Source organism: Polynucleobacter hirudinilacicola, assembly GCF_002192535.1.
GTDB lineage: Bacteria > Pseudomonadota > Gammaproteobacteria > Burkholderiales > Burkholderiaceae > Polynucleobacter > Polynucleobacter hirudinilacicola.
Map to the genome: position 1 here is coordinate 210,091 of NZ_NAIA01000002.1, position 13,526 is coordinate 223,616.

Below are 13,526 nucleotides of genomic sequence, written 5' to 3' on the forward strand. Positions count from 1 at the left end.
TAGGTTTTATTAATTTACTGCATGATTCTGAATAATTAATTCACCACTGCGATTGGGTATCTCGCCCCAAGTCAGTGGCAGTACGGCTATTTTATCGAGTTGATTGGTGGCCTTCCAAGATTGGTGTAGCTCGCCCATGGTGACTAGGTCGTGGCCTTGATTTAGCCATCCAGCCAATAGCTGTTCAAATGCTGGCAATAGCTTCTGGCCCTCAAGCTCTGCATGTAGAGTGAAGACTTGATCATTGGGGTTACTTTGAGTGATTTCTAGGAGTTTTTTAACTGCACCAAACTCATCTGCGCCATCGATGCCAATCAATTCATCAAAAGTCGGCAGTGTAGTTGGGTATTGCACATGCTTCGCTTTACCCGATAGCAAGGCCAATCGATAAGGCACTAGATTTGGCTCGGCTCTGCCATCTGAGGAGTAAGTAATACCCCATTGATCAAGTTGTTCAAACGCAGCTTCATTCATTTGCCAACCAGCAGCGCCATAAGTTACTGGTGGATGACCAAAAATTTCTATAAAGCGATCCCAGCTTTTTTGCATCATCGCTTTAGTCCATTGAGAATCTTGAGTGCGGACTGCGTCTTGCCAGGCAACATGGTCCCAGGTATGAATGCCAGTTTCATGGCCGGCTTTGTCAATCGCGCGCATTTCTGCTGCGGCTTTCTTGCCAATATCGGGTCCGGGGATGAGAACTCCATAGAGCAGTGTCTTAATTCCGTAGTGTTCTACGACGGAAGTGCGGCTGACTTTTTTCAGAAAGCCCGGACGAAAGACTCGCTTGAGTGCCCAGCCAGTATGGTCAGGGCCAAGACTAAATAAGAAAGTGGCCTTCAGGCCAAAACGCTCTAGGGCACGGGCTAAATTGGGTACACCTTCTTTAGTGCCGCGTAAGGTGTCAACGTCTACCTTGAGAGCAATCTTAGCCATGAACCCTTGAACTTATTAACTTATTCTTTATCAACTAAAGAGCGGGCTTTTTCTACATCCTGACGGTAGGCTTCAAAAATATTCTTGAGAGCATCGCCCATCGTAGTAGTAGGCTTCCAGCTCAACTCACTCATGGTGTTGTCAATTGCTGGCACACGATTTTGCACGTCTTGATAGCCTTCACCGTAATATGCGCCTGAAGTGGTTTCTACAATCTTCACTTCATTTGCAGTCTTCGCGTATTCGGGGATACTACGCGCAATCTCTAGCATTTGATTGGCTAATTCACGAACAGAATGATTGTTCTTAGGGTTGCCGATGTTGTAGATCTTGCCATTCGCAACCCCATCTTTGTTATCGATGATGCGCATCAATGCATCGATACCATCATCTATATAAGTGAAGGCGCGTTTCTGAGCACCGCCATCTACTAAGTTGATTGGCTCACCGCGAACAATATGCCCTAGGAACTGAGTTACCACGCGAGATGAACCTTCTTTTGGTGTGTAAATGCTATCTAAACCAGGGCCAATCCAGTTGAATGGGCGGAAAAGGGTAAAACGCAAACCTTCCATGCCGTAACCCCAGATCACGCGATCCATCAACTGTTTAGAGCAGGCATAGATCCAGCGTGGCTTATTGATAGGTCCGTAAACCATATTGGATTTGGCAGGATCAAACTCGCCGTCCTCACACATGCCATAAACCTCAGAGGTTGATGGAAATACCAAATGCTTTTTATATTTAACGGCAGAGCGCACGATTGGAAGGTTCGCTTCGAAGTCGAGCTCGAATACCTTTAAGGGTTGCTGAACATAGGTTGCAGGAGTGGCAATAGCAACTAAAGGCAGGATGACATCACATTTACGAATATGGTACTCAACCCACTCTTTATTGATGGTGATATCACCTTCAAAAAAGTGCATACGTGGATGATTGACTAAATCGCCTAGGCGATCGTTTTGCATATCCATGCCATAGACATCCCAATCGGTTGTCTCCAGAATGCGCTTAGAAAGATGGTGACCAATAAAGCCGTTAACACCAAGAATGAGTACTTTTTTCATCTTTACTGCCTCGTTTTAATCTAATGTTGTTGCTACTTATTTGTTGGCTGGGAACCATTCCAGGACTTCAACTACCTGGCGGTCACCGCAAATACCGAATACCCGATTATCAACCACTTGGATGCCTTGAACGCTAAGATCCAGATTGGCCGGGGGCGGCCCTTTGAGGCTGGTTCTGGCTACTGTCATTGTCTGGCCTTGGTAATCTGTAAAGGCGCCTGGATAAGGGGGTGCAACAGCTCTTACTAGGTTATGGACCTGAATTGCCTTCTGATCCCAATGAATTTGCCCATCCGCAGGCTTTCTGCCACCAAAATAGCTGCCTTTTTGGAGCTCGTTTGGTTTGCGGGGAACATTGCCCTTAATTAGGTTAGGTAGTGCCTCATGGATGACTGCTACTGCTGCTTGGCTCACCTTGCTAAAGACATCAGTAGCCGTTTCGTCGGGGCCAATGCTCACCGCAGATTGACCAACGATGTCACCGGCATCCGGTTTAGCTTCCATGATGTGCAGGGTAGCGCCCGTTTGCGTTTCTCCATGCAAAATTGCCCAGTTCACTGGAGCACGGCCACGATATTGAGGAAGTAGTGATCCATGCATATTTAACGCAGCAATCTTGGCGCAAGCCAGAATCGGCGCAGGAATCATGTAGCGATAGTAAAAAGAAAAAATGTAGTCTGGTGCTGGTACTTGTAGTTTGGGAGCTAAATCAACTAATTCAGTTGCGCTAGGTGTGATGTAAGGAATATTTTTTTCTTGGCAGAGCTTGGCAACACTACCAAACCAGACATTCTCATTGGGGTCATCTTGATGGGTAACCACCAGATCAACTTGGACGCCTGCAGTTAATAAAGCGTTAAGGCAATTGAGGCCAACATCGTGGTAAGCGAAGACGACTGCGTGCAATTATTTTTTCTCTAAAACAGTTTGCACAACGTAACGTGGACGATTACGGATTTGTTGATAGATTCGGCCAATATATTCGCCAAGAAGGCCAAGGCCAAATAGCATGACGCCAATCAGGAAGAAGGTTAAAGCGAAGAGAGTAAAGACACCCTCAACCTCAGCACCTAAGACGAAGCGACGTATCAAGAGGTAAGCAAAGAGGCTGCCTGCAGCAAGTGATAACAACATACCCAGAATGGAGAAAATCTGTAGAGGCATGATGGAGAAGCCAGTCACTAAATCAAAGTTCAGGCGAATGAGTTGATAGAGGCTGTACTTAGACTCACCAGCAAAACGCTCTTCGTGCTTGACAGTGATTTCAATGGGGTTCGCTGCAAAGGTATAAGCAAGCGCCGGAATAAAAGTATTGTTTTCATCGCATTGACGTACTAAGTCAACGATGCGACGACTATAGCCGCGCAACATGCAACCCTGGTCCGTCATCGTGATACGGGTAATGTTTTCACGCAAGCTATTCATGGCGCGTGAAGCAAATTTTCTAAAGAAACTATCACGACGATCCGCACGAATAGTGCCAACGTAATCGTGACCCTTTAATAGTTGCTCAGTTAAAGCATCTATTTCTTCAGGGGGGTTTTGCAAGTCCGCATCTAGAGTGATGATGTATTCACCTTTAGCGTATTCAAAACCGGCCATGATGGCCATGTGTTGACCAAAATTACTGTGAAATAAAACAGCGCGGGTAACGTCAGGGCGCAGTTCAACTTGCTTGGCTAAGATTCCTGCCGAGCGATCTTTGCTGCCGTCATTTACAAAAACGACCTCATAGGAAATATTGCGCTTGGCAGTTACGCCATCCAAGGCCGGGTAGAGGCGATCAAATAGGGCTTGTAGGCCGTCTTCCTCGTTGTAAACGGGAATAACAATACTGAGCTTTGGGTTAGCAACTAAATTTGCAGTCATGCCGCAATTTTGCCTGATTCTTGGGGCTTAGCCCAATTAGGCTAGTTTTTAGAGTGTTTCTTGAGGATTCCAATCAATCCACTGGCTATACGGCCAATATCTTCGTCTGCCATTCCTGGAAAAAGTGGGAGAGTGAGAATAGAACGGCCAATACGCTCTGCTATTGGTGTGTCACTTGTTTTATAGCCTTGATTTTTATAAAGGGTAAATCCAGTAATGGCTGGATAGTGCACCCCTGTGCCAATGCCTAGATCCTTTAACTCAGTCATGACTTGGGCGCGATCACAATTTAATTGCTCCAGTGGCAGCAGCACTTGAAACATATGCCAATTACTATCTGTGAAATTTTCTACCGGTAGTTCTAATTTGAGACGTTCTAATCCAGCCGCCTTCAATCCCGCACGAATAAGTTCAAAGTATTGGCGAGCAAGTGTTGCACGGCGGGTTTGGTAGGCAGGCAATTGTTTTAACTGATGAAGTCCAATCACCGCATTCACATCTGTCAAATTATCTTTACCACCAAGCACATCAACGTCCATTCCGTCCATGCCTTGACGAGTTAAACCTTGCAGACGAAATTTTTCAGCAAGTTTGGCTTCATCTGCATTGTTGAGGACTAGGCAGCCACCCTCTACAGTACTGAGGTTCTTATTGGCTTGGAAGCTAAAGCTCACTAAGTCACCGAAGCTACCAATCTTCTTACCTTTCCATTGAGAACCAAAGGCTTGAGCAGCATCTTCAATCACACGTAAATTATGCTGCGTCGCTAGTGAGTAGAGTTGGTCCATATCAACTGGTAGACCAGCCAAATACACGGGCATGATCGCTCGTGTATTTGGAGTGATTGCTGCTGTAACTTTATTGAGATCAATATTGCGTGTAACAGGATCAATATCAACAAAAACTGGCTTTGCACCAACCCCTAGGATGACATTAGAAGTGGCCACCCAAGAAATCGGCGTAGTAATGACCTCATCACCCGCGCCAATACCAGCAACTTGTAGTGCAATTTTCATTGTTGCTGTGCCGTTAGCAAAGCAGCGCACAGGACGACCGCCAAAGTATTCGCTTAGGGTTGCTTCAAACTCTGCCAGCTTGGGTCCTGAAGTCACCCAACCAGAGCGCAATACTTCTGAAACAGCATCAATGGTTTCTTGATTGAAGCTGGGGCGGGTGAAGGGAATAAAGTTTGACATGTAGTTCTATATTACCGCGTGACATTCGTTGCATCGGGGTGTTTCACGATCACTCTACGGGAATCACGATCTACTTCTTGCATAGGTAGATTTAATTCTTGGAGTGCCACATACTGCTCTGGGACCATCAAGGCGTAAGCGCTTAGATCCTCTTTCCAGCGAGTAATGAAGGCATCTAGGGTTGGCATCCAAAGCTCAGGCTCTTGGTTGACACCAAACCCAAGCTCATCCGGGGATTCAACCATGATCATCGTCCTACCAAAATAAAACGGTACAGTATGATCTAAAAGGCGAACAGAGTAGAAGTTAACCTTCTCTGGAATAGATGATTTCACTCGGTTGACAAGGTCAATACCAGAAACTGCGCGACCCAAGGTTTCATGACCCGTTCCAGCGATGATGGCGCAGAGAAAAAATCCACAAGCAAAACTCACAATACTTTGAACGCCATTGCGTTTGCTTTGCCAAGCTGCAAATGCACTAAATAGTATGAGTGCAATCAAAGCAGCAATTACCCAGTAAGTATATTGAGCGTAGGCTTCAATCTCATCAGGCCTTGCTTGTTTGCCAATATCAGACAGGAAGAAAAATCCAACGCATCCCAAGATTGCAAATCCGATGGTTTGCAGTTTCCAAGGAAGCTCCATGGAATTAGTGTGTGCTAGCAATTGATCTAAACGATTACCAATTAATAATGCGAGTGCCGGAAAAATAGGAATGATGTAGCCCGGTAATTTAGAGCGTGAAACACTAAAGAAGGCGAAGATCACAGCAAACCAACATACCAATAACCAGCCACTGGAGAAGTCGCGACGACGCTCCCCCCATGCTTGCACAACCGAGCCTGGGATTTGTAAAACCCAAGGCAGTATGCCAATGAGTAGCAATGGTACGAAGTAGTAAATAGGACCTGTTCTGCTATGGGCATCCTGAGTAAAACGCTGTAGGTGCTCGTGAATAAAGAAGAACTCTAGAAATTCAGGATTACGCTGAGCAACCAAGATAAACCATGGTGCTGTTACTACTAGAAATAAAATCGTCCCGCTGAACAAATGTAAGCGGGTCCAGATTTTCCAATCCCAAGTGCTAATAGAGTAGGCAACAAAGACCATGGCTGGAATCGCAGCACCAATTACTCCTTTGGAGAGTGTTGCCAGTGCCATGAAGATCCAGCAAGCCCACATCCAATTTCGGCAACTAGATTTATTGTTTGCATTTTGTGCTAACAGCAAGCTACAGAGTGCCGCCACTAAAAAAGAGGACAGCCCCATGTCGAGAGAATTAAAGTGGCCGCTAATAACCCACATCGGACTGGATGCGAGAGCAACAGCAGCTAGCCATCCTGCTCTAGCGCTGTAGATTCGGGCCCCAGTAAAGCCGATGAGCAAAATCGTCAGAAAGCCAGTAAGGGCGGCCCACAAGCGCGCTTGCCAATCACCAATACCAAATACTTGAAATGCTGCTGCAGTTGCCCAAGCTTGGAGTGGCGGTTTCTCAAAATACTTATAGCCGTTATAGCGTGGTGTTACCCAATCGCCAGTGACCAACATCTCTCTGGCTATTTCTGCATAACGTCCCTCATCTGATGGAATGAGGTGGCGATAGTTCAGTGTGCCAAACCATAACAAGGCATAAATTATGAACAGCAATAAAATTTTGCCAGGATGCAGTGCTGAAGACTGTCGAATTTGTCCAAACTGCATTAGTTTGGCTCCACGATTAAGGCCAGCAGAACTTGACGTCCTTCGCCCACCAAAATGTTGTAAGTTCGGCAGGCTGCCTGAGAATCCATGATTTCAAAGCCAATTTTGGCCAAAATCAGAGATTTGAGGAGTTCAGGCTTAGGAAAGCGCTGTTTATTTCCTGTTCCAATTAGAATCAATTCAGGCTTGAGATCAACCATTTGGGCGAAATGGGATGCGTCTAGGCCTTCAAATGACTGGACTGGCCATTCAGAAATTGCCCCGTCAGAGCTCAATAAGACAGCATGGGCATATGGGGTCTGGTTGATCTCGACATAGCCATCTCCATAGCCGGTGATCGTATTGGCTCCAGAATGGGGGTCAGATTGAAGCTTCAAGTGGACTCTCTGTCATAATTATGTGGATTATAGCTAGCTGTTTTTTCCAAGATTTCAAGAACTTACCCTTTAATTTATTGTGAAGCCCATCCAAAAGTCCAAAAAACTCGATAACGTCTGTTACGACATTCGTGGGCCGGTGCTTGAGCTCGCTCAGCGCATGGAAGAAGAGGGCCATAAGATCATCAAATTAAACATCGGAAACGTAGGGGTTTTCGGTTTTGATCCTCCTGAAGAAATTCAGCTGGACATGATTCGTAATTTGAGTAATGCCTCAGCATATTCTGATTCCAAAGGTATCTTTGCTGCTCGTAAAGCGATCATGCAGTATTGCCAAGAAAAAGGTATTCAAGGTGTAGCACTAGATGATGTTTACACCGGCAATGGTGTTTCTGAACTCATCGTACTTTCAATGAATGCATTATTGAATGATGGCGATGAAGTATTGGTTCCTGCACCAGACTATCCGCTGTGGACTGCTGCAGTAAGTTTATCCAGTGGTACCCCAGTTCACTATCTTTGTGATGAGTCAAAAGACTGGGCGCCAGACTTAAATGATCTGCGCAAAAAAATTACACCGCGTACCAAAGCGATTGTGGTGATTAATCCAAACAATCCAACCGGTGCAATTTATTCCAAAGAAGTATTACTTGAGATGGTGAAAATCGCTCGTGAGCATGGTTTGATTTTGTTTGCTGATGAGATATACGACAAAATGTTGTATGACGCAGAGAAACATATTTCTCTTGCATCCCTGTCTACTGATGTAGTCACCATTACTTTCAATGGCCTATCCAAGAACTACCGTTCCTGCGGCTACCGTGCGGGCTGGATGGTGGTTTCAGGTGATAAAGAAATGGTGCGTGACTATATCGAAGGCCTCAATATGTTGGCCTCGATGCGTTTATGTGCAAACGTGCCGGGTCAGTACGCAATTCAAACAGCACTTGGTGGTTATCAAAGTATTGACGACTTGGTAGGTGAGGGCGGTCGCTTAGCAAAGCAACGCGATCTTGCATGGAAGCTCATCACTGCTATTCCCGGGGTGACTTGCGTTAAACCAAAATCTGCTTTGTATTTATTTCCAAAGTTAGACCCTGAGGTTTATCCAATTAAAGATGATCAACAGTTTGTTGCCGATCTTCTCAAAGAGGAAAAAGTATTGTTAGTGCAGGGCTCTGGTTTTAACTGGGGTAAGCCTGATCACTTCCGCGTAGTGTTCTTACCTCATGAAGATGTGCTCACAGAGGCGATTGGTCGCCTTGCCCGTTTTTTAGAGCGTTATCGTAACAAGCATGGCCGTAAGGCTTCTCCAACCGCAGCAAAGGCATCATGAAACCGATTCAAGTAGGTCTATTAGGTATTGGCACCGTTGGTGGTGGCGTATTCACAGTTCTCGAGCGCAACCAAGATGAGATCACCCGTCGTGCTGGTCGCGGCATTCGCATTAATACAGTTGCCGATCTCAATGTGGAGCGTGCCAAAGAAATCGTTAAAGATCGCGCGCAAATCGTCAATGACGCTCGTGCCGTCATCAATAATCCTGAGATCGATATCGTTGTTGAGCTCATCGGTGGCTACGGTATCGCCAAAGACTTGGTTTTAGAGGCTATTGCAGCAGGTAAGCACGTGGTTACGGCTAATAAGGCCTTGATCGCCGTCCATGGCAACGAGATTTTTAAAGCCGCTCACGCTAAAGGCGTCATGGTCGCATTTGAAGCCGCGGTTGCTGGGGGCATTCCTATTATTAAGGCCTTACGTGAAGGCTTAACGGCTAATCGTATTGAGTGGATCGCCGGCATCATTAACGGTACAACCAATTTCATTCTTTCTGAGATGCGCGATAAAGGTTTGGACTTCGCAACAGTTCTCAAAGAGGCTCAACGTCTTGGTTACGCTGAAGCAGATCCAACATTTGATATTGAGGGTGTTGATGCTGCTCATAAAGCAACCATCATGAGTGCAATTGCATTTGGTATTCCAATGCAATTTGATAAAGCCCATATCGAAGGTATCACTAAGTTAGCCGCAATCGATATTCGTTATGCTGAGCAATTAGGCTACCGCATTAAGTTGTTGGGCATTGCTAAGAAAACTCCAACTGGTGTTGAGTTACGCGTTCATCCAACTTTAATCCCAACGAAGCGTTTGATTGCTAACGTTGAAGGCGCTATGAATGCTGTGCAAGTATTCGGTGATGCTGTAGGCACAACTTTGTACTACGGTAAAGGTGCTGGCTCGGAGCCAACTGCGTCTGCCGTGATTGCTGACTTGGTCGATATCACTCGTTTGCTGAGTGCAGATCCTGAACATCGCGTGCCATACTTGGCTTTCCAGCCTGATGCTGTTCAAAATACTCCAGTACTACCTATCGGCGAGATCACTACTAGTTACTACTTGCGTATGCGCGTAGCTGACCAAGCGGGCGTATTGGCTGATATCACTAAGATCTTGGCTGCGCATGGCGTTTCAATTGATGCGCTCTTGCAAAAAGAAGCTGATGAAGGTGAAAGTCAAACTGATCTAGTTGCCTTAACGCATGAGACAAAAGAGAAAAACATGCTTGCCGCTATCAAAGAGATTCAAAATCTCAAAACGGTGGATGGCGAAGTGGTGAAGATTCGTTTAGAAAATCTGTCTTAAGTAAAACTGATGCGTTACCAATCTACTCGTGGCAATAGTCCACAACAATCCTTCTTAGAAATTCTCCTGGGTGGATTAGCACCGGACGGCGGCTTATATTTGCCGACTCACTATCCACAAGTCACTCCTGTACAGTTGGATTCTTGGCGTGGCCTAACTTATGCCGATCTTGCATATGAAGTCTTGAGCCTATATTGCGACGATATTCCTGAGGCTGATTTACGTGCACTCTTGCGTAAAACGTATACCGAGCAGGTTTACTGTAATGGTCGCCCCCAAGATAATGCCAAAGACATAACCCCCTTGCATTGGTTTGGTGAAGAGCATGGCACTCGTATAGGACTTGTGAGTCTTTCAAATGGTCCCACGCTAGCTTTTAAAGATATGGCCATGCAATTGTTAGGCAATTTATTTGAGTACGCATTAAAGCGTGCTGGTCAAAAACTCAATATTTTGGGTGCTACCTCCGGTGACACGGGAAGCGCTGCTGAATATGCGATGCGCGGTAAAGAGGGCGTCAAAGTATTTATGCTCTCACCACGTGGCAAGATGAGCTCCTTCCAGTCAGCGCAAATGTACTCCTTGCAAGATCCCAATATCTTCAACTTAGCGGTTGCTGGTGTGTTTGATGATTGCCAAGATATCGTTAAAGCGGTGAGTAATGATCACGCCTTCAAGGCCAAGAGCCAAATTGGTACCGTGAACTCCATTAACTGGGGCCGGGTAGTTGCTCAAGTGGTGTATTACTTCCAAGGTTATCTCTTGGCTACCAAGTCTAGCAATGAGAAAGTTTCATTTACTGTGCCATCGGGTAATTTTGGTAACGTTTGTGCTGGCCATATTGCACGCATGATGGGTCTACCCATCGAGCATTTGATTGTTGCAACCAATGAGAACGATGTACTTGATGAGTTCTTCCGCACGGGTGTATACCGCGCACGCAAATCTGCGGAGACATTACATACTTCTAGTCCATCAATGGATATCTCCAAGGCAAGCAACTTTGAGCGTTTTGTATATGACTTTATGGGTCAGGATGGCAAGGCTACTGCAGCCATGTTCAAGAAGGTAGATGAGACTGGCGGCTTCGATATTTCGAAGGATGCTGTCTTTAAAGAACTCGGTAAGTATGGCTTCCAATCTGGTCGTAGTACTCATGAAAATCGCCTCGAGACTATTCGCGATATTGATACGCGCTATGGCGTGATGATTGATACTCACACTGCAGATGGTGTCAAAGTAGCGCGCGAGCATTTACAAGCTGGTATTCCGATGCTGGTATTAGAGACTGCGCTACCAATTAAGTTTGAAGAAACCATTCAAGAGGCCTTAGGCCGTCCCGCTGAGTGTCCATCTGCATTTAAAGATATTAAGTCCAAGCCACAGCGTGTAGAAAATATTGATGCTGATGTTAATCAGGTCAAAACATTCATCACAACGCATCTTAGTTAATACATAAGCTCATTGCCATGACTAAGCCTCCAATGTTGACTGCCCAGCAGGCCTTGGATCATTTGCTTTCTCATGCCAAGCCAGTAGCTGAGACTGAAAGTGTTCCAATGCAGGCGACATTAGGTCGCGTTCTCGCAGAAAACGTCAATAGCCTCGTTGATGTACCTCCACTTGATAACACCTCGATGGATGGCTATGCGGTACGAACAGCAGATACTCAAACTTCCGGAAGTATTTTAAAAATTGCGCAACGTATTCCTGCGGGCTCGGTTGGAACAGATCTCCAGACGGGAACTGCTGCCCGCATCTTTACTGGCGCACCAGTTCCTGCGGGTGCGGATGCCGTAGTGATGCAGGAGGATTGCGCCATCCCTGAAGGATCGACTGGTCAGGTGCAAGTCAATGTCGTACCCACAGCAGGGCAATGGATACGTCGCAGAGGTGAAGACTTAACAAGTGGTAAAACCGCCTTAACTGCAGGGACCTTTTTGCGCCCGCAAGAGTTAGGGGTTGCTGCATCTGCTGGCTTAACCCACCTAAACGTGAAGCGCAGAGTGAAGGTAGCTGCATTCTTTACGGGTGATGAGTTAGCGCTGCCTGGTGAGCCACTAAAGCCTGGCGGGATCTATAACTCTAATCGCGACACTTTATTGGCTTGTCTTAAATCATTGGGGTGTGATGCAACTGATTTAGGCATTGTTCCTGATCGGCTAGATGCGACAAAAGCGGCATTACGCACAGCAAGCAAAGACCATGATTTGATTATTACGTCTGGCGGTGCATCGGTTGGTGAAGAGGACCATATTAAACCTGCAGTGACTGCTGAAGGTCGATTAGATCTATGGCAGATTGCCATAAAACCTGGGAAGCCTTTGGCATTTGGTGCAGTCCGTAAATCAGAAGAGCCGAAAGATGGTGAGGCATGGTTTATTGGTTTACCTGGTAATCCAGTCTCCAGTTTTGTCACTTTCTTGCTATTTGTAAGGCCATTCATTCTGAAGCTACAGGGGCGAAACAGTGCACCACTCCAGTCTTACACAATGCGTGCGGATTTTGATTGGTTAAAAGCCGATCGTCGCAATGAGTTCTTGCGCGTCAAGCTCAATGGAAATGGCGGCTTAGATTTATTTCCTAACCAAAGCTCTGGGGTGCTCACTAGCGCATCTTGGGGTGATGGTTTAGTGGATTGCCCGCCAAATCAGCCCATTAAATCTGGTGATCTAGTGAAGTACATCCCTTTTGATGCACTTCTTAAATAATCGGTTTACGATTCCTTTATGAAACTTGAATTACGATTCTTTGCCTCTTTGCGTGAAGCCCTTGGTGTTTCTCAGGAAAGTATCGTCATATCTGACAGCATCAAAACGATTGCAGATCTCAGGGCCTATTTAGTTCAACGCGGTAATCCTTGGTCTGAAGTATTGGCTCAGGGCAAAGTATTGCGCTGCGCTCTGAATCAGGTGATGGTTGATGCGAGCACTCCCTTGCAAGAAAATGCAGAGGTTGCTTTTTTCCCTCCAGTGACTGGCGGTTAATATGCCAATCCGAATTCAAGAAAAAGATTTTGATATCAGCGCTGAAATAGCAGCGCTCCGTAAAGGTGATCCAAGGGTTGGCGCAGTAGTAACTTTCTTAGGCGCTGTGCGTGATATGAATGATGGCAGTCAAGTGAAAGGGATGACCCTAGAGCATTACCCTGGCATGACTGAAAAGGCCTTACAAGAAATTCTGGATCAAGCGCAGGCTCGCTGGGACATTTATCAAACACTGGTTATTCATAGAGTTGGCCCATTACTACCGGAAGATCAAATTGTTTTAGTAGTGGCTACCAGTGCTCACAGAGGTGAAGCATTTGCAGCTTGTGAGTTCATCATGGATTACCTCAAAACCGCAGCGCCATTCTGGAAAAAAGAAGATACCCCTGCAGGTGCCCGCTGGGTCGATGCCCGTGTGACTGATGATGCCGCCATGGCACGTTGGTCGAAGAAGTCAATTTAACTGCTTTTAAAAAATCCTAACTTCTCAGATCTGGGAAGTTGCTTCAACCTTGCCTCAGCTTTAGATGCCTCTGATCGATCCGGGTGCTCTTGCGTTGCCAATAGGACAACTGGTCTACGAGCTCTTGTATAGCGAGCACCCTGCCCCAAATTATGTGCTTCTAGGCGATGTTCTAGACGGTTGGTAATGCCGGCATAGTAAGTGCCATCTGCGCATTCGAGGAGGTAAACAAGCCAGGTCAAAATGGGGGTAAATTCGCTTAAAAAGTGGGTGTAAAAGCCTTGA

The 13,526-nt window shown here is 46.1% G+C and carries 14 protein-coding genes; 6 read left to right on the top strand and 8 right to left on the bottom strand.

All coding sequences use genetic code 11. The features are described from left to right. Nucleotides 1–9 precede the first annotated feature (9 nt). The 7 genes from B6A14_RS03800 to B6A14_RS03830 are packed head-to-tail and all read right to left on the bottom strand — an operon-like array spanning nucleotide 10 to nucleotide 7,148. The gene (locus tag B6A14_RS03800; protein WP_087909127.1) at nucleotides 10–936 is read right to left on the bottom strand and encodes a polysaccharide deacetylase family protein; all 927 of its coding nucleotides are present in this window, start codon (nucleotides 934–936) and stop codon (nucleotides 10–12) included. Between the two features lie 20 nt (nucleotides 937–956). Then, on the bottom strand, nucleotides 957–2,003 hold the full coding sequence (locus B6A14_RS03805; protein ID WP_087909128.1) for a bifunctional UDP-4-keto-pentose/UDP-xylose synthase: 1,047 nt from the start codon (nucleotides 2,001–2,003) through the stop codon (nucleotides 957–959). Nucleotides 2,004–2,039: 36 nt separating this feature from the next. Then, nucleotides 2,040–2,909 (bottom strand): formyltransferase, encoded by an 870-nt coding sequence (locus B6A14_RS03810; RefSeq protein ID WP_087909129.1) that lies wholly within the window; start codon nucleotides 2,907–2,909, stop codon nucleotides 2,040–2,042. Continuing rightward, nucleotides 2,910–3,872 carry a glycosyltransferase gene (locus tag B6A14_RS03815; RefSeq protein ID WP_087909130.1) on the bottom strand — a complete coding sequence of 321 codons (963 nt, stop codon included), beginning with the start codon at nucleotides 3,870–3,872 and terminating at the stop codon, nucleotides 2,910–2,912. Nucleotides 3,873–3,913: 41 nt separating this feature from the next. Then, entirely contained in the window at nucleotides 3,914–5,068 is a 1,155-nt protein-coding gene (locus B6A14_RS03820; protein WP_087909131.1) for a DegT/DnrJ/EryC1/StrS family aminotransferase, read from the bottom strand. 11 nt (nucleotides 5,069–5,079) lie between these two features. Further along, the gene (locus B6A14_RS03825; RefSeq protein WP_087909132.1) at nucleotides 5,080–6,771 is read right to left on the bottom strand and encodes an ArnT family glycosyltransferase; all 1,692 of its coding nucleotides are present in this window, start codon (nucleotides 6,769–6,771) and stop codon (nucleotides 5,080–5,082) included. Next, nucleotides 6,771–7,148, bottom strand: coding sequence for an Mth938-like domain-containing protein (locus B6A14_RS03830; RefSeq protein WP_087909133.1), 378 nt, complete (start codon nucleotides 7,146–7,148; stop codon nucleotides 6,771–6,773). The genes B6A14_RS03825 and B6A14_RS03830 overlap by 1 nt, the downstream gene beginning before the upstream one ends. Before the next feature lie 79 nt (nucleotides 7,149–7,227). Between B6A14_RS03830 and B6A14_RS03835 the strand changes: the two genes are divergently transcribed. Genes B6A14_RS03835 through moaE form a run of 6 tightly spaced genes read left to right on the top strand, consistent with a single transcriptional unit; the run spans nucleotide 7,228 to nucleotide 13,241 of the window. Continuing rightward, nucleotides 7,228–8,484, top strand: a complete 1,257-nt coding sequence (locus B6A14_RS03835) for a pyridoxal phosphate-dependent aminotransferase (protein WP_087909134.1) — start codon at nucleotides 7,228–7,230, stop codon at nucleotides 8,482–8,484. Then, the gene (locus tag B6A14_RS03840; protein ID WP_087909135.1) at nucleotides 8,481–9,791 is read left to right on the top strand and encodes a homoserine dehydrogenase; all 1,311 of its coding nucleotides are present in this window, start codon (nucleotides 8,481–8,483) and stop codon (nucleotides 9,789–9,791) included. The genes B6A14_RS03835 and B6A14_RS03840 overlap by 4 nt, the downstream gene beginning before the upstream one ends. Nucleotides 9,792–9,800: 9 nt before the next feature. After that, nucleotides 9,801–11,243: a threonine synthase gene (gene thrC, locus B6A14_RS03845; RefSeq protein WP_087909136.1), complete on the top strand. Its 1,443-nt coding sequence runs from the start codon at nucleotides 9,801–9,803 to the stop codon at nucleotides 11,241–11,243. 17 nt (nucleotides 11,244–11,260) lie between these two features. After that, nucleotides 11,261–12,502, top strand: coding sequence for a molybdopterin molybdotransferase MoeA (locus B6A14_RS03850; RefSeq protein WP_236635646.1), 1,242 nt, complete (start codon nucleotides 11,261–11,263; stop codon nucleotides 12,500–12,502). A gap of 18 nt (nucleotides 12,503–12,520) precedes the next feature. Further along, a complete protein-coding gene (gene moaD, locus B6A14_RS03855) occupies nucleotides 12,521–12,778 on the top strand; it encodes a molybdopterin converting factor subunit 1 (protein ID WP_087909137.1) in 258 nt (85 codons plus the stop codon). 1 nt (nucleotide 12,779) lies between these two features. After that, entirely contained in the window at nucleotides 12,780–13,241 is a 462-nt protein-coding gene (moaE, locus tag B6A14_RS03860) for a molybdopterin synthase catalytic subunit MoaE (RefSeq protein WP_087909138.1), read from the top strand. Here the strand turns inward: moaE and B6A14_RS03865 are convergent. After that, the gene (locus B6A14_RS03865; RefSeq protein WP_087909139.1) at nucleotides 13,238–13,483 is read right to left on the bottom strand and encodes a GIY-YIG nuclease family protein; all 246 of its coding nucleotides are present in this window, start codon (nucleotides 13,481–13,483) and stop codon (nucleotides 13,238–13,240) included. The two genes, moaE and B6A14_RS03865, sit on opposite strands and share 4 nt — an antisense overlap. Between the last annotated feature and the right edge of the window lie 43 nt (nucleotides 13,484–13,526).